The sequence below is a fragment of the Mycoplasma pogonae genome (genome assembly GCF_054170725.1).
In genome coordinates, this window is sequence record NZ_JBSWZS010000010.1 from 24295 (window position 1) to 41962 (window position 17668).

The 17668-nt window shown below is 29.9% G+C and carries 15 protein-coding genes; 14 read left to right on the forward strand and 1 reads right to left on the reverse strand.

Annotated features, from left to right (window positions below; genetic code table 4):
* The first annotated feature begins 11 nt into the window (after window positions 1–11).
* From uvrA to guaB, 11 genes are all read left to right on the forward strand, one after another.
* On the forward strand, window positions 12–2855 hold the full coding sequence (gene uvrA, locus ACW95P_RS03695) for an excinuclease ABC subunit UvrA (RefSeq protein WP_457961886.1): 2844 nt from the start codon (window positions 12–14) through the stop codon (window positions 2853–2855).
* On the forward strand, window positions 2842–3780 hold the full coding sequence (gene hprK, locus ACW95P_RS03700) for an HPr(Ser) kinase/phosphatase (RefSeq protein ID WP_457961887.1): 939 nt from the start codon (window positions 2842–2844) through the stop codon (window positions 3778–3780). The genes uvrA and hprK overlap by 14 nt, the downstream gene beginning before the upstream one ends.
* A gap of 11 nt (window positions 3781–3791) precedes the next feature.
* A complete protein-coding gene (lgt, locus tag ACW95P_RS03705) occupies window positions 3792–4823 on the forward strand; it encodes a prolipoprotein diacylglyceryl transferase (RefSeq protein WP_457961888.1) in 1032 nt (343 codons plus the stop codon).
* A 13-nt stretch (window positions 4824–4836) separates the two neighbouring features.
* Window positions 4837–5754: an NAD(P)/FAD-dependent oxidoreductase gene (locus ACW95P_RS03710; RefSeq protein ID WP_457961889.1), complete on the forward strand. Its 918-nt coding sequence runs from the start codon at window positions 4837–4839 to the stop codon at window positions 5752–5754.
* Between the two features lie 202 nt (window positions 5755–5956).
* Window positions 5957–7249 (forward strand): adenylosuccinate synthase, encoded by a 1293-nt coding sequence (locus ACW95P_RS03715; protein WP_457961890.1) that lies wholly within the window; start codon window positions 5957–5959, stop codon window positions 7247–7249.
* On the forward strand, window positions 7242–8537 hold the full coding sequence (purB, locus tag ACW95P_RS03720; protein ID WP_457961891.1) for an adenylosuccinate lyase: 1296 nt from the start codon (window positions 7242–7244) through the stop codon (window positions 8535–8537). Before ACW95P_RS03715 ends, purB begins: the two co-directional genes overlap by 8 nt.
* A gap of 4 nt (window positions 8538–8541) precedes the next feature.
* A complete protein-coding gene (locus ACW95P_RS03725; RefSeq protein ID WP_457961892.1) occupies window positions 8542–9093 on the forward strand; it encodes a phosphoribosyltransferase in 552 nt (183 codons plus the stop codon).
* Between the two features lie 82 nt (window positions 9094–9175).
* Entirely contained in the window at window positions 9176–9547 is a 372-nt protein-coding gene (locus ACW95P_RS03730; protein WP_457961893.1) for a S1 RNA-binding domain-containing protein, read from the forward strand.
* Window positions 9501–10796, forward strand: coding sequence for a glucose-6-phosphate isomerase (locus tag ACW95P_RS03735; protein WP_457961894.1), 1296 nt, complete (start codon window positions 9501–9503; stop codon window positions 10794–10796). The genes ACW95P_RS03730 and ACW95P_RS03735 overlap by 47 nt, the downstream gene beginning before the upstream one ends.
* A gap of 78 nt (window positions 10797–10874) precedes the next feature.
* Window positions 10875–12416, forward strand: a complete 1542-nt coding sequence (gene guaA / locus ACW95P_RS03740) for a glutamine-hydrolyzing GMP synthase (protein ID WP_457961895.1) — start codon at window positions 10875–10877, stop codon at window positions 12414–12416.
* Between the two features lie 27 nt (window positions 12417–12443).
* Complete coding sequence (gene guaB / locus ACW95P_RS03745; protein WP_457961896.1) at window positions 12444–13913, forward strand: IMP dehydrogenase; 1470 nt, start codon at window positions 12444–12446, stop codon at window positions 13911–13913.
* Window positions 13914–13955: 42 nt separating this feature from the next.
* On the opposite strand, the gene def is transcribed toward guaB, so the two are convergent.
* Entirely contained in the window at window positions 13956–14516 is a 561-nt protein-coding gene (gene def, locus ACW95P_RS03750) for a peptide deformylase (RefSeq protein ID WP_457961897.1), read from the reverse strand.
* Window positions 14517–14650: 134 nt separating this feature from the next.
* Between def and ACW95P_RS03755 the strand changes: the two genes are divergently transcribed.
* Genes ACW95P_RS03755 through plsX form a run of 3 tightly spaced genes read left to right on the forward strand, consistent with a single transcriptional unit; the run spans window position 14651 to window position 17577 of the window.
* On the forward strand, window positions 14651–14971 hold the full coding sequence (locus ACW95P_RS03755) for a hypothetical protein (RefSeq protein WP_457961898.1): 321 nt from the start codon (window positions 14651–14653) through the stop codon (window positions 14969–14971).
* Entirely contained in the window at window positions 14971–16593 is a 1623-nt protein-coding gene (locus tag ACW95P_RS03760) for a DAK2 domain-containing protein (protein WP_457961899.1), read from the forward strand. Before ACW95P_RS03755 ends, ACW95P_RS03760 begins: the two co-directional genes overlap by 1 nt.
* A 12-nt stretch (window positions 16594–16605) precedes the next feature.
* Window positions 16606–17577 (forward strand): phosphate acyltransferase PlsX, encoded by a 972-nt coding sequence (plsX, locus tag ACW95P_RS03765; RefSeq protein WP_457961900.1) that lies wholly within the window; start codon window positions 16606–16608, stop codon window positions 17575–17577.
* Window positions 17578–17668 lie beyond the last annotated feature (91 nt).

Below are 17668 nucleotides of genomic sequence, written 5' to 3' on the forward strand. Positions count from 1 at the left end.
AAAAGGAAAATATGAACGATAAAAATTTTATTACTGTTAAAGGTGCTCGAGAGAATAATTTAAAAGCACTTGATGTTGTAATTCCTAAAAATCAATTAGTTGTACTTACTGGAGTTTCGGGTTCAGGAAAATCTTCTTTAGCTTTTAATACGATTTACGAAGAAGGAAGAAGGAGGTATGTTGAATCACTTAATTCTTATGCAAGACAATTTTTAGGCGGAACTAAAAAACCTCTCGTAGATTCAATTGATGGTTTATCTCCTGCGATTTCAATTGAGCAAAAAACTACCCACAATAATCCCCGTTCGACTGTAGGGACTGTCACCGAAATTTATGACTATTTACGTTTACTATATGCTAGAATCGGTAAACCATTTTGCCCGCGCCACAAAATTGAAATAACAGCTAAAAAAACTAAAGATATTCTTGACGATATTTTTAAAAACCCTGAAAATTCTAAAATTATGATTTTAGCTCCTGTTGTTAATGGGGAAAAGGGGACACACCAAAAACTTTTTGAAAGATTGAAAAAAGAAGGTTTTTTAAGAGTTAAAGTTAATGGAGAAATTTTTAATCTTGAAGAAGATGAGATTGTTTTAGCTAAAAATAGCAAACACTATATCGAAATTGTTGTTGACAGGATTGTTTTAAATTCCGACAATAGAAATCGGGTTAGTGAGGCTGTGGAAATTGCATTAGGTTATTCTAAAGGTTTAGTGAATATTCAAAACATGGATAATGGCAAAATTTTAAATTTTTCGCAAATTTATTCGTGTCCAAAGGGTGATTTTGATATGCCTAAAATTGAAACTAAATTATTTTCATTTAATTCACCTTATGGTATGTGTGAATCATGTCATGGAATCGGTTTAACTTTAAAAGCTAATTTTAATTTAATTGTCCCTGATAAAACTATGAGCATTAACGAGGGAGCTCTAAAAATTTTTGGTCAATCAGTAAATACAAAATCACTAGAATGACAAGAATTTGATAATTTATTAAGCTACTATAACATTGACAAAAATATTTCGATCGAGGATTTACCAGCTAAAGATATTGAAATTTTAAAGAATGGATCTAAAGAAGAAATTTCTTACACTGTAAAAACAGAAGGTGGGACCAAGTACAATCGATTCAAAGTTATTGAAGGAGTTTTGAACCGTGTTGAAAGAAAGTATTTAGAAACTTCAAGCGATGAACTACGTCAATGATATGGTAAGTTTATGTCAGAACATAAATGTGCTGAATGTAATGGAGCAAGACTAAATCCAAGTGCTCTAGCTGTAAAAATGGGTAAATACAATATTTTTGAAATTGGTAGTTTAGCAATTGAACAAACACTTAATGAATTGAAAAATATTGAGTTAAGTAAAATGGATCAAGAAATTGCTGAAGTTATCCTAAATGAAATTTATCAAAGATTAAGTTTTTTAATTAATGTCGGTTTAGATTACCTATCACTTAATCGAAAAGCCGAAACACTTTCTGGTGGTGAATCGCAACGAATTCGTTTAGCAACACAAATTGGTTCTAATTTAACTGGAGTTTTATATGTGCTTGATGAACCTTCAATTGGTTTACATCAAAAAGACAACCAAAAGTTGATTAGCTCATTAAAAAAAATGGTGGAATTAGGTAACACCTTATTAGTTGTTGAGCATGATGAAGAGACAATTTGGGAAGCTGATCATATTATTGACATCGGCCCAAAAGCCGGGGATCAAGGTGGTCAATTAATTGCTCAAGGTAGCGTAGAAGATATTATTAAAAACAAGGAATCATTAACTGGTCAATATCTATCTGGAGAAAGAAAAATTTTAGTGCCAGATAAGTCAAGGGGCGGCAGTGGCCAAAATATTATTATCAAAGGGGCGGCAGAAAATAATTTAAAAGATATTGATGTTAATTTCCCGCTTGGAAAATTAATTGCAGTCACTGGGGTTTCTGGTTCTGGTAAATCTACACTTGTTAACGAAATTTTAGTTAAAGGTGTTCAAAGGAAATTAAGTGACAGCTCTATAGTTCCTGGCGAACATAAAGAAATTTCGGGTTTATACAATATTGATAAATTAGTACAAGTTACTCAATCGCCAATCGGAAGAACACCACGTTCTAACCCAGCTACCTATACATCTGTATTTGATGATATCCGGGATGTTTTTGCAGCAACCGAAGAAGCGAGAACAAGAGGATACCAAAAAGGGCGATTTTCATTTAATGTTAATGGCGGAAGATGTGATAAATGTCAAGGTGATGGTTCAATTAAAATTGAAATGCATTTTTTACCTGATGTTTATGTAACTTGCGATCACTGTAACGGAACAAGATATAAATATGAAACATTAGAAATTAAATATCGTGGTAAAAGTATTGCTGATGTGTTAAATATGCGGGTGCATGAAGCGTATGATTTTTTTTCACAAAGAGCAAAAATAGCAACAAAGTTAGCAACTTTAATTGATGTTGGTTTGGGGTATATTAAATTAGGACAATCAGCAACCACACTTTCTGGTGGAGAAGCACAAAGAATTAAGTTAGCAACATTTTTACAAAAAAAGCCAACTGGTAAAACAATTTATGTTTTAGATGAGCCTACAACTGGGCTTCATACTTATGATGTCCACAATTTATTAGGTGTTTTAAATCGAATTGTGGATAATAAAGACACTGTAGTTGTGATTGAACACAATTTAGATGTAATTAAAACTGCTGACTATATCATTGATTTAGGACCTGGTGGTGGCGCTAATGGTGGTAAAATTATTGCAACCGGAACTCCAAAACAAGTTGCTGAAAATCCTAACTCATTTACGGGGCAATTTTTAAAGGAAATTTTAAAAAATGCAAATAAATAAAAAAGATGTTTACATTTCTTCGGATAAAATTATTTCTAAATATCATTTAACTTTTTTGAATAAAGATAAAGTTAAAAAAGAAGGTAAAATTTATAAATCATCTATTTATCGTTTGGGACTTGAACTATCAGGTGCTGTTGCAGTTAACGACAAAATTCAAAATATGGTCGGATGAGGAACTGTAGAACGAAAATGATTCGCTAGCTTACCAGAGGCTGATTTGGAAAAAAAATTACGCCACATTTTTAAATACCAACCACCATTAGTTTTATTGTCGATTGGTTTTACTGAAGAAATGGCTCAAAAAGTTTCTGACATTGCTTCAGAATATGACATTCCAGTTGCCAAAAGTGATGATCACTTATCGCATTTAATTTCAATTATCGGACCTTACCTAGCTGAAAAATTTTCTGAAAAAGAAACTGTGCATGGGTCGGCGATCATTGTAAATGGAATTGGAGTTATGCTAATTGGTAAATCAGGAATTGGTAAATCAGAAGCAATTCTTGAATTAATTCAAAAAAAACACATTTTTGTTTCTGATGATTCAGTTATCATTTCACGCTTAGGAAATTATTTTATCGGAAGGCCAACACACATTACTCAAAACATGCTTGAAGTTAGAGGAATTGGAATTTTGGATGTAAAGCATATTTATGGTAGCGCACTATGTAAACATAAACTTTACATTGATTTGGTGATAGAATTATTACCAAACGCAAACAATGAAAATAATTTTGATCGTTTAGGAAATGCTGATTTAGAATATGAAATCTTGGGTGGAAGTATTAAGAAAATCCAAATTCCAGTTCAACCAGGAAGAAACACATCTTCATTAATAGAAGCGGCTGTTAACTGGTATATTTCATACAAAGAGGATGTGAATCCTTTAAAAATCATTAATCAACGCATGCAAAATCAATAACAAGAGGTAATATGGCAATAACAACACCTGAATACGCTTTCAAAAAAGGTGAAAGTACATGAATTATTAACAACGTCATTAACGTTTACGGAGTGATGATTTTTTTAGGATTTGTAGCATCAATCCTAACGATCGTTTATTTTTGAAAAAGAAAAAAAATTAAAATGGATTATTTATACACCTTTATTTTAATCACTATCCCTTCTTCTATTATTGGAGCAAGGTTGTGGTTTATATTTGAGCAGCTTTTGGTTGATGGTTCAAATATTCACCAAACTTGATGGAAAATTTGAGAAGGAGGATTATCCATTCAAGGAGGGGTTTTCACACCGACTGTTTTAAATCTGCTTTATGCATATCGAATTAGAAAGCAAATGGATTATCGGGATGCTTTTTCATATATCCTTCCAGCTGTTTTAATTGGCCAAGCTATTGGTCGTTGAGGAAACTTCAGTAATCACGAAGTTTATGGAGGTATTATTGATGGAGAACAATTAAGTGGTTATCCAGAATGATTCAGAAATAATATGTACATTTTTGATAATCACGGAACTGGATTTAGAGTACCGCTATTCTTCTATGAATCACTTTCATCTTTGTTTGGATATCTTGTAATTGTTTGAGTTTTCAATTTCTTTGGTTGATTAAAACCAGGAGTTACTGGCGGAATGTACATATTCTATTACGGAGTTGTAAGAGCGTCAATGGAAAATTTACGTGAAGAAGCTTACGACTTTTACTTTGTACAATCGATCCTATTTATTATTTTAGGGTTAGTATTAATGATTTATTTCCAATTTTTTTCAGATTTCGTTTTCACAATAGAAAGATACGGAAAAATTACAACTTGAGCATTCCCACAATTCAAAGCGGAAGAGGGGAAAGAACCTAAAAAACCATTAATTAAATTCACATTTTCTAAATTCAAAATTAAATTTAGTAAAAAAACAAGATATTCATTAAAAAAACAGCCATTTTTTAAGTTTTTTATTTATAATTGAGAAAGAATGAACTACAATATAGTTGATTCTAGTCAATCATAAAAGAGGATAAAATATGGAAAAAGAATTTGATGTAATTATTATTGGTGGTGGACCAGCTGCTTTAACCGCTGCTGTTTATGCATCACGCGGAGATTTAAAAGTTGCTTATATTGAAAAACGCGCTCCTGGAGGTAAGTTAGTTTATCAATCAAAAATTGAAAACTGACCTGGAGATAAAATGATTGAAGGATACCAATTAGCTTTAAGGATGTATGAGCATTCTAAAGAATTTGGTGCAAAACATTTATTTGGTAAAGTTGTTAACATTATTTCTAATGGTGAATTTGATAAAGAAGTTGTCTTAGAAAGTGGTGAAGTTTTAAGGGCTAAAGCAGTTGTTATTGCGAGTGGAATGGTTGAAAGAAGACCAAAATGAATTGAAAATGCCTTAGAATTTGAACATAGAGGTGTTTCTTATTGCGCGATTTGTGACGGACCTTTATATGGTAAGAATCCAACTGCTGTTATTGGTGGTGGAAACTCAGCTGTTGAAGAATCTGCTTTTTTAGCTTCGATTGCTTCTGAAGTTTACGTTTTTGTTAAAGATGATAAATTTAATGCTGAACCAGCTTTAATTCGCGAATTAGAAGAAAAGAAAAATGTTCATATCTTTTTCAATTCAGAAATTACCAAACTTGAAGGTGATGGAAAATTAGAGAAAGCAATCGCCAATGTTAATGGAGAAGTAAAAGAGTTTAAAATTAATTCACTATTCCCATTTATTGGGCAATTACCTTCAACCAACTTTGCTAAGGATTTGGGAATTTTGGATGAAAGAGGATTTGTTAAAGTTAATAAATTAATGGAAACTTCTGTTCCTGGAATTTACGCAATTGGAGATGTTACTGTTAAAGATATTAGACAAATTACTACAGCTGTTGCTGATGGATCGATTGTTGGAAAAATTTTAACAAACAGAATCACAAAATAGTTTTAAAAAAATAACTATTTTCACACAAACTTACAAAATTTAAAAGTTAAATTAACTTAAAAAAATATTTTTTATTTATAATTTATTTTTTAAATTAGTACTTAATTTAAAAAAACAATTTTTGAACTCGAAAATTGTTTTTTTATTTTTTAAAAACAATTAACCGTTCAAATAAAAAATAATAAATTTAAGGAACTCAACTGTGGGAAAAACACTTATTATCGTTGGAAGTCAATTTGGTGATGAAGGTAAAGGAAAATTTTCGGATTTATTATCATCGCAATATGATTATGTTGTGCGTTATCAAGGTGGAGATAATGCTGGTCACACAATTTTATTCAATAATCAAAAATATAAATTAAGTTTAATTCCTTCGGGTATTTTTAGCTCAAAAGTAGTAATTGGTAATGGTGTGGTTTTAAATCCATTCAAACTAGTACAAGAAATCAAATATTTAAAAGAAAAAGGATTTGAAACAACACACCGCTTATTTGTTTCAAGAATGTGTCACATCATTTTTGATTACCATATTGCTATGGATGGATTATTAGAGCAATTACGTGGTGATCAAAAAATCGGAACAACTAACAAAGGGATTGGTCCAGCTTATTCTGATAAAGCTGCACGTTTAGGAATTCGTGCTTCAGAACTTTTGAATTACGAAACTCTATTAACAAAAGTTGCATTAACGATTAAACCTAAAAATATGCTATTTAAGCAAAATGGTTTGCCAGAATTAAATGCAGAAGAAATTGCCCAAAAATATTATCAAGTTGGACAAGAAATTGCCCCTTATCTGATTGATACAGTAGACTTATTAAATCGTGCTTATGATAAGGGTGAAAAAATTATTTTAGAAGGGGCTCAAGGGATTTTGTTAGACATTGATTACGGAACTTACCCATTCGTTACTTCTTCATCAATTATTGCTGCTGCTATCTCGGGAACTGGATTAGCGCCTCAAAAATTTCAAAATATTTTAGGAATTGTAAAAGCTTATTCAACTAGAGTTGGATCCGGACATTTTTTATCAGAAATTGCAGATGAAACTTTAGCACACCAAATCCGAGAAGCTGGAAATGAATACGGAACAGTAACTAGAAGACCACGAAGAATTGGATGATTAGATCTAGTTTCTTTAAAATATTCTGTACAAATTTCGGGAATCAACTATGTAGCTTTAACACTGTTAGATGTTTTGACAGGTTTAGAAGAAATTCAAGTTTGTGTGGACTATGAAAATATTGATTCAAAAATTATAGAAAAAGGAAGTTTTCAATTATTTCAAGAAAACCCTTCGCAGTACAAACCTATTTATAAGACATTTAGAGGTTGGAATCAAGATTTAACTCAAATTAAAAATTATGATGATATTTGTTTTGAAGCAAAAGAATACATTAAGTTTATTGAGGAATTTTTAAATGTAAAAGTAGCTTACATTTCTGTTGGCCCAAATAGAACTCAAACAATTATTAAGGAACAAATTAATGATTAAAAGATATGAAGTAACAGAAATAAGCCAAATTTGATCAGATGAAAATAAATACAAAACGTGATTGAAAATTGAAATTTTTTTACTTGAATATTTAACCAAATGTAATTTGCTTTCAGAGGAAGAATTACAAGCAATAAAAGCAGAAATACAATTTAGTTTAAAAAATATTTTAAAACTGGAAAAAAGTTTAAAGCATGATGTTTTTGCTTTTATTAATGATATTAGTAATTCTGTAAATGCTACAGCAAAAAAATGAATTCATTATGGTTTAACATCTACTGATTTAGTGGATACTGCTAATGCTTATTTGATCAAACAAACTAATGATTTTTTAGAATCTAAAATTTTAAATTTAATGATAACACTTCAAAATTTGGCATTTCAATATAAAGATGTAGCTCAAATCGGAAGAACTCATGGTATTCATGCCGAAATTACAAGTTTTGGCTTAAAATTTGCAATTTTCTATAATGATATGGAAAAGAATTTAGAGAGATTTAGACTAGCTCGTAAACAACTAGAAGTCGGGAAAATTTCTGGAGCAGTCGGCACTTACGCTAACACCGGTTTAGAACTACAAGATTATATTTGCCAAAAGCTAGGAGTAAATTCTGCAGAAATATCAACTCAGATTCTTTCGCGTGATAGTCATGCATTTTATTTCAATGTACTAAACTTAATGGGTTTGTCAATTAATAAAATTACTACTGAATTACGTCATTTAGCAAGAACGGAAGTGAATGAAGTGAATGAATATTTTAGCAAAGAGCAAGTTGGTTCTTCCGCTATGCCACACAAGAAAAATCCTATTAGTTGAGAAAATATTTCCGGGCTTTCAAGATTATTGCAAGGCTATGCAATTACAGCAAATGAAAATGTAGCTTTATGACATGAAAGAGACATTTCTCATTCTTCTAATGAAAGAATTTTATTTTTGGATGCAACAACAATCTTGGCTTACATCACCAATCGATTAACAAATTCATTACAAACAATGATTGTTAATAGCGATTCTATCAATTACAATATTAACCTCACTTCAAATAGTATTTTTTCACAAACCTTAATGTTGAAATTAATTAATAAAATTGATTTAAGTAGACAACAAATTTATCAAATTATTAAAGAAGCTTCACACATCGCAACCGCAAATAAAACATCATTTAAATCAGAAATTTTAAAATCAGAAATTAGCAAATATTTATCTGAATCAGAAATTAATGATGTCTTTGATGCAAAATATCATCTAAAATATGTGGATGAAATTTATAAAAAGGTGTTTAAATAAAAAAATGGAAAAATTTTTCAATAAAGTTATTTGAAATAAAGAACAAATAGAGCTAGCAATCCAAAAAATTGCTAATAATTTAAATAATCATTATAAAGATGAAATAGAAGAAGTTTTAGTAATTGCAGTACTAGATGGTTCTGTTGTTTTTGCTGGACATCTATTACCTTATCTTGATTTTAAATTAATTTTTAAAACTACAAAATTATCTTTATATGGGAAAGAAATTAGAATAAGCGAGGATAATACAATAGAAGCTAAATTTGATTTTGAAATTGGAATTTTCGCCAACAAAAAAGTTTTAATTTTAGAAGATTTAGTAGATACTGGAAAGACTTTAAAAATTTTTAAAACATTTTTATTAAGTTCTGGAGCTAAAGATATCAAGATTGCAACTTTATTTAGAAAGAGTATTTCTGTGCGTAAAGTAGACATTGAACCAGACTGATGAGGTTTAGATATTCCGGATGAATGAGTAGCTGGTTTTGGAATTGATAGTAGAGGCAAATACCGTAATTGCAATTTTTTAGGAATAGTAAAACCTGAATACTATTAAAAGAATATGAATTATTTTACAATTAATTAAGTAATTATAACTGCTAATTTTTTAAATTTAAAAAAGTGTATAATATCAAAATATGATAAAAGAAAACCAAGTAGTAAAAGGTAAAGTAAAATCTATTTCTGATAAATATTTTTGAGTTGATCTTGAAGATGATTACCAAGGAGTAATTTTTGTAAATGAAATAAGTGATTATTTTGTTTCTGACATAAATAAAGTTGTTACTATTGGTGACATAATCAGTTTAAAAGTTTTAACTGTAAATCACAAAAACAAAAAATCAACTTTATCTTATAAAGCAATTAGACCTAAATACCAAAAATCAGCTTATATTTATTTAATTAAGCCGACAGCTAAAGGGTTTAAAAATTTGAAAAAACACGCAGAAGAGGAAATTAATAATGAAGAGATTAAATTTAAATTTGGATTTTGCGATTGAGGAATCTAAGGTTTTAGATTTACAAAATCAAGTAAATAACATAGCAACTAAAATAAATGATAAAACATCTGTGGGAAGTGATTTCTTAGGATGAATTGATTTAGTAGAAAAACCCAATACTTTAGAAATTGCAGACATGAAAAAAACTGCAGAGTTTTTACATCAAGAAAATGTTGAAGTTTTAGTAGTTATCGGAATTGGTGGATCGTATTTAGGAGCTAAAGCAGCTATTGATTTTGTACAGGGGCAATTACCGCTTGCTTCTGAAAGAAAAATGGAAATAATTTTTTCAGGAACTTCTGTAAGCTCAATTGCATTAAGTCGACAATTAGAATATGTAAAAAACAAAAAATTTGCAATTAATATAATTTCTAAATCAGGAACAACTACAGAGCCGGCAATCGCTTTTAGATTATTTGCTAATTTGTTAGAAGCGCAAATTGGAGCTGAAGAAGCTAAGAAATTTATTATCGCAACAACAGATGGCAAAAAAGGAACATTATATAATTTAGCAACACAGAAAGGTTATAAAAAATTTATTATCCCTGATGATGTTGGTGGTAGATTTAGTGTTTTATCTCCTGTGGGAGCTTTACCAATCATGGCAACGGGAGTTGACTTTGAAAAAATATTAAAAGGTGCATCTAAAGCTAATGATGTTTATAAAAAAACTGACTTAAAAGTTAATGATGCTTATAAATATGCTGTAGCGCGTTATTTATTGAGTAAAAAATATGCTGTTGAAATGTTGGTTTCTTATGAGCCTGATTTTGCATTTTTCAACGAATGATGAAAACAACTTTTTGGGGAAAGTGAAGGAAAAGATGGGAAAGGCTTAATGCCTGCTTCTGTAATTTTTTCAACCGACTTACACTCTTTAGGACAATTCATACAAGAGGGCTCAAAAGTTTTATTTGAAACAGTAATGACTGTTAAGAATCCTTCTTTGAATGTGAAATTAGAAGCGGCAGATGAAGATTTAGACGAATTAAATTACTTAGCCGGAAAAACTGTACATGATGTTAATAAGGCAGCTTTCGAAGCGACATTAAAAGCTCACTCGCAAGAAGGACAAGTTCCTAATATTCATTTATTATTAGAAGATAATAAAGAAGAAACATTAGGTTGATTAATTATGTTTTTTGAAAGAGCTTGTGCAGTTTCTGCTTACTTATTGGGTGTAAACCCTTTTGATCAACCTGGAGTTGAAGTTTATAAAAAAAATATGTTTAAAATTTTAGATAAGCCAAGTAAATAATGCAAAAATACCAATTTAAATTTTAAGTTGGTATTTTTTATTAACTTTTTGATTTCAAAACATAAAAGGAGTAAAAAAATGAATAAGGAAGCCGTAATTTTAGATTTCGGAAGTCAATACACCCAAGTTTTAGCTAGAAGAATCCGAGAGTTGAATGTATATGTTGAAGTTGTTCCATTTGATACTACTGCAGAAAAATTACGGAATCAATATCCGGATTTAAAAGCAATAATTTTGTCAGGGGGACCTTCTAGCGTTTATATGCAAAACCACTATAAAATTGATTCAGAAATTTTAAACTTAAATTTACCTATTCTGGGTATTTGTTATGGAATGCAAATAATTACTGAATTAATGGGCGGAAAAGTTGAATTAGCTGATGTTCAAGAATTTGGAAAAGCTAGACTAAAACTAGAAAGCAAACAAAATAACTTATTAAAAAATATTCCTGATAACTCAATTGTTTGAATGAGCCACGCAGATCATGTAACAGTACTTCCTGAAAATTTTGAAACTCTAGCTATATCTGATAATTCAATTGCAGTAATTGAAAATATAGAAAAACAATTGTATGGAATTCAATTTCATCCAGAAGTAACTCATTCAGAGTATGGTGCAAAAATTTTGAGTAACTTTTTATTTGAAATTGCTAATTGCCTCAAAAATTGAAGTATGGCTAATTTTACACAAAATAAGATTACTGAAATTCAAAAAACCGTTGGTAAAAATCATGTGATTTTAGCATTAAGTGGTGGGGTAGATTCTTCTGTAGCAGCAACATTAATCCAAAAGGCAATTGGTGACCAACTAACTTGTATTTTTGTAGACACTGGATTATTAAGAAAAAATGAAGCAAAAAAAGTTTTGGAAATTTATTCTAAAAATTTTTCAATTAATTTAAAACTTGTAAATGCTCAAGAGCGCTTTTTCAAGGGATTACAAGGCGTTACTGAGCCTGAGGAAAAACGAAAAATAATGGGTAAAATTTTTGTCAATATTTTCCAAGAAGAATCACAAAAAATAACTAATGCAAAATTTTTGGCACAAGGAACAATTTACCCAGATGTAATTGAATCATCTTCTACAGGCGAAGCATCAAAAGTAATTAAATCACACCACAATGTTGGTGGGCTACCTAAAAATTTAAAATTAGAACTATTAGAACCACTAAGAGAATTATTTAAAGATGAAGTAAGGCAACTAGGATTAGAGCTTGGATTACCTTATGATGTAGTTTATCGACACCCCTTCCCTGGTCCGGGGCTTGCAATCAGAATTATTGGCGAAGTAACGTCAGAAAAAGCTGAAATTTTGAAAGAAGTTGATGCTTTATTTATTAATAAATTACATAACGAAAAATTATATCACCATGTTTCTCAAGCTTTCGCAGTTTTATTACCAGTAAAAACTGTTGGTGTAATGGGAGACAATAGAACTTATGAAAATGTAGTGGCTTTGAGATGTGTAAATACAATTGATTTCATGACGGCTCAAAGTACAAATTTACCGTGGGAATTTTTAAATTCACTTAGCAATGAAATCATTAATAAAGTGCAAAAAGTAAATCGAGTAGTTTATGATATCACGTCAAAGCCTCCGGGGACAATTGAGTGAGAATAAATAAAATTTATAATTAAAGGAGTAAAAATGAAAAATAAAGATTTAAATGGAAAAATTGTTGCAGAAGGATTAACTTTTGATGACTTACTTTTAGTACCGAGTTATTCAGAAAAGTTACCAAGCGAAGTTTCTTTAAAAACAAAATTAACCAAAAATATTGAATTAAATATCCCCCTAATTAGCGCAGCTATGGATACAGTTACAGAAGCTGGGTTAGCAATTGAAATGGCGCGAGCTGGAGGAATTGGTATTATTCATAAAAATTTATCAATCGAAGAGCAAGTTTTTGAAGTTCAAAAAGTAAAACAAAAAGATTCTTGAATTGTTTGAAAACCATTTACAATTTCTGCAAATGCAGAAATCCAAATGGCTTTTAATATGATTCAAACAAATAATATTTCAAGTATTTTGTGTTTAGACCAAAATAATAAACTAGTAGGAATTATCACTAAACACGATTTAAAATATGTAACTCCAGAACACAAAAAAGTTTCTGAAGTCATGTCAAAAAATCCCATTACTGCTAATAAAGGCATTTCAGTTGAAGCAGCAAAAAAATTAATGCTGAAAAATAAAATTCAAAAACTACCCTTGGTTAATTCTAAAAATGAAGTTAAAGGATTAATTACTATTAGTGATATTGAAACTAAAAATAACTACCCAGATGCTGCTTTAGATTCTCGAGGACGTTTGTTGGTGGGTGCTGCAATTGGAATTGGCATTGATTTAAAAGAGCGTGCCCAAAAGCTTGTTGAAGCTGAAGTTGATGTTTTAGTTTTAGATTCAGCACATGGTCACAGTAAAGATGTAATTAGTGCTGTCAAAATAATTAAAGCAATGTTTCCTAATGTAGATTTAATTGCTGGAAATATTGCCACAGCAATTGGAGCTCAGGCATTATATGAAGCAGGAGCTGACGCTATAAAAGTGGGGATTGGGCCAGGGAGCATTTGTACCACAAGAATTGTAGCTGGTGTTGGTGTACCTCAAATTACTGCAATTAATGACGTTTATGAATGAGCTAAAAATAAACAAGTCACAATAATTGCTGATGGGGGAATCAAATATTCTGGCGATATTACAAAAGCAATAGGAGCTGGAGCTCATACTGTAATGCTAGGAAGCATTTTAGCTGGTTGCGAGGAATCACCGGGGGAAGAATTAATTGTAGCAGGTAAAAAATATAAATCTTATGTAGGCATGGGGTCATTGGCAGCGATGAAACGCGGAAGTAGTGACCGTTACTTTCAACAAAAGCAAGCTAAAAAACTTGTTCCAGAAGGCGTGGAAGCAAGAGTGCCTTTTAAAGGTAAAGTAAAAGATGAAATTTTTCAGCTTATTGGCGGTTTAAGAAGTGGAATGGGCTATACAGGAAATGCAACAATCGAAGAATTAAGAACGAAAGCTCAGTTTGTTAAAATTAGTTCCGCTGGATTAAAAGAATCTCATACTCATAATGTAGAAATTGAAAAAAATGCACCAAATTACAATAAATAATTTTCATAAAAAAACTTTACAATTAAATTTATTGTAAAGTTTTTAATTAATATATAAACAATTAGAACGTTTTTTTCAAGGATTTTTTTTGTCTAGATGATCAATAAATAATTTACCTTGTAAATGGTCTAATTCGTGTTGAAATACAATAGAAATAAACCCACTAACTTTAAATGTTACAACTTTTTTTTGGAAATAAGAATAAGCCTCAACGATAATTCTACTTTTTCTATGAACATACCCTTCTTGCTTAGGGTGATCTTCAGGGACACTTAAACAACCTTCACCATTGGCTAGTGCAATTCAACTATCTGAAGTCCCTAGAATTTTGGGGTTGAATAAAACATCTCGAAATCCTTTTAATTTTTCAGAATCAGGGACATGAATATAAAAAGCATTTTTTAAAATACCATATTGTACTGCGGCCACACCAATTCCTGGACGATAAATTGTTTGTTTGTCATTTTGTGAGTAATCAATGTGATCAATCATTTGTTCAGCCAATTCAATGTCTTCTTGGACTAAAGGAATTGGAACATCAACTGATTTTTTTCTTAAAACATTATTTGGAAGTTGTGGTAAATAAACAGGTTTTTTAGACATAATGGAAATTATACAATATCTTCAAATATCTAAAGGGCAATTGCAAAAATCTTAAAAAATGATAAATATGCTAAAATTTAAATTTTGCAGCATATAAATTTAAATTTAATAATTTATTAAATAAAAGGAAACTTGTGGAAGAAAAAGATCTAGATATTTTAAAAAACGAAATTATTAAAGAAGTTTCGAAAATATCAGGAATCAAAGGTTTTGCTTTGATTGATTCCGATTCCAAATTGAATAATTTAAAATTGAGTGATAATAATCTTACTCAAGCTATTTTAATTTACGAAAGTAAAAAAGGTTTTGCTGTTAAAATTGCTGTAATTGCAACACTAGGCATTAATTTTAAAAATATTTCTACAAGTTTGAATCAAGTGATTAAATTATGTTTTCAACAAAATAATTACAAAGTGTATTCTGTAAACATTTACTATAGAGGAGTGGCAAAATAATGAAAACCATGAACCTTCAACAACTGAAAAGTGGTATTTTTTCAGCCGCTTATAATATGGAAAATAATAAAGACAGAATTAATGCAATTAATGTCTTTCCAGTTCCTGATGGTGACACAGGAACCAATATGGCAGCAACAATTATGGGCGGAATTGAAAACATTAATGAAAAAACCGAGATTAGTTCTACTATGAATCAGCTTGCAAAAAATATGTTATTTGCTGCAAGAGGAAATTCTGGAGTTATTCTTTCACAAATTTTTAAAGGATTTTCTAAAGGGTTAGAAAAATCCTTATATGAAGTTAACACGACAGATTTATTAAAAGCTTTTGAAGAAGGAAAAAACAAAGCTTATGATTCGGTTTTAAAACCTGTTGAAGGAACGATTTTAACTGTTATCAGAGAAATTGTTGAAGGTTTAAAAAGTTTTGTAACATCAAAAACAACTGTACTAGAATTTTTTGAAAAAGCTGTAGAATTGGCAAAAACAAGTTGCGCTAACACCCCTAATATTCTGCCTGTATTGAAAGAAGTTGGGACAACAGATTCTGGTGGTGAAGGCCTTGTATGTATTTTAGAAGGTTTTTTATTGAGTTTAAAAGATCGACCTGTAAATTTAAATGAAAAAACTAATCAAGAAACTCAATTTATTTTTAATCAAGAAATTTATGATGGTGAATTTGGTTATTGCACAGAAGTAATTGTTAATTTAAGGAAACCCCACAAATTTGATGCTGATAAATTTAAAGAAAAATTAGAAAATGAAATTTATGCCTCTTCCATTGTTGTTGTGCGCGATGAAAAACTTTTGAAAGTTCATGCTCATGTCGCTAAACCAGGTAAATTTTTGAATTTTGTGCAAAAATATGGGGAATTTTTAAAAATTAAATCAGAAAATATGCAAGAACAAGCTAGTGAAACCAAAAATCAAGCACAGCAACAAAAAAATAAAGTTATAGAATCAGGGATTATTTCATGTAATAATGGCCAAGGCATTATTGATATCATGCAAGCACATGGAGCGCACTTTATAATTGAATCTTCAGCAAATAGCAATCCTTCAATTAGTGATTTTATTGAAGCTATTAAAGAAGTGAATTCCGAAAATATTTTTGTTTTACCAAATAACTCTAATTTTGTTTTAGCTGCCCAGCAAGCAGCAAAAGCCGTTAAGGATAAAAATATAATTATTATTCCAACAAAAAATCAGATGCAAGGAATTAATGCTATTATGCATTTTAATGAAGAAACTGATTTTAACACTAATAAAGAATTAATAATGAGTGAAATTTTAAATATTTCAGAAGTAAAAGTCACTCAAGCAGCAAAAAAAACAGTAATGAATGATGTTAAAATTAATATTGGAGATTATTTAGGGATTTTAGATGGTAATGTTGTTGTTTCAAATAAAAACATTAATACAGCGGTTTTAAAAACCTTAGAAGAAGTTGTCAATGAAGACACAGAAATTATCACAATTTATTATGGAGCAAAAATTTCTGAATTAGAAGCTAATGATCTTTCAGAATTAATTGAAGAAAAATATAGTGAACTAGATTTAGAAATTGAGATTCATTCTGGTAATCAAGATTTATATGATTTTCTAATTAGTATAGAGTAATGGAGAGTATTTATGAAAAAAATAGCATTTGATATTATGGGTGGCGATAAAGGTATCGAACCAGCAATTAAAGCAGCAGAAGAATTTGTAGCAACAAATCCAGATTTTGAAATTTATCTAGTGGGCAATGAGTTGGAAATACAAAAATATTTAAAAAATTCAACAAATATAATTGTTGTTGATGAACCTGAAGTTTCAATTAAAACAAACAATTTAAGAGCAGCAGCCTCAGAGAAAAATTCAATGAATAAAGCAATTGATTTATTAAAAGTGAAAGAAGTGGATGCTGTACTGTCTGCTGGTGAATCAGCAAATATCTTAACTAGTTCAAGCTTAAAATTGAAAAGATTACCAAATGTTTCTCGCCCTGCTTTTATGCCGATTTTCCCGCAATTAAAAAAAGATAAATCAATTTTATTTTTAGATGCAGGGGCAAATGTTGAAATTAAGGCACATTATTTAGTGGAATGAGCAAAAATTGCAACGGCTTTTTATGATGTTTTATTTAAAAATAACAAACCCTCAATTGCAATTTTAAATATCGGAATAGAAGAGAATAAAGGTTTAGATTTTCATCAAGAAGCTTTTAATCTTTTAAAAGAAGAAAAAAATTTAAATTTTATTGGGTTTATTGAACCTAGAGAAATTTTAAATTCCCCAGCTGATATCATTTTAACTGATGGCTATGGGGGAAATATTGCTTTAAAATCTATGGAAGGTGCTGTAGGTACTTTCTCTAAATTGTTAAAACAAGAATTAACTGCTTCAATTTTTAGAAAAATTCCAGCTTTATTATTAAAACCAGCTTTTAAAAGCATTAGATCAAGATTTGATTATCGTAATGTAGGTGCTGCTTGAATCATCGGTGTCAATGGAATTGTTTTAAAAGCTCATGGATCAAGTGATGAGAAAGCTTTTTTAAGCGCTTTAAATCAAGTTAAAAAAGCTTTGGCAAACAATGTTTTTTCAAAAATTCAAAAATAGAATTCTTTCAAAAAATCGCAAGCAATGCGATTTTTTGTTTTTTTGGTTGCAAAATAAAATTTTTTAGTAGTATAATTTCAAAATATTATAG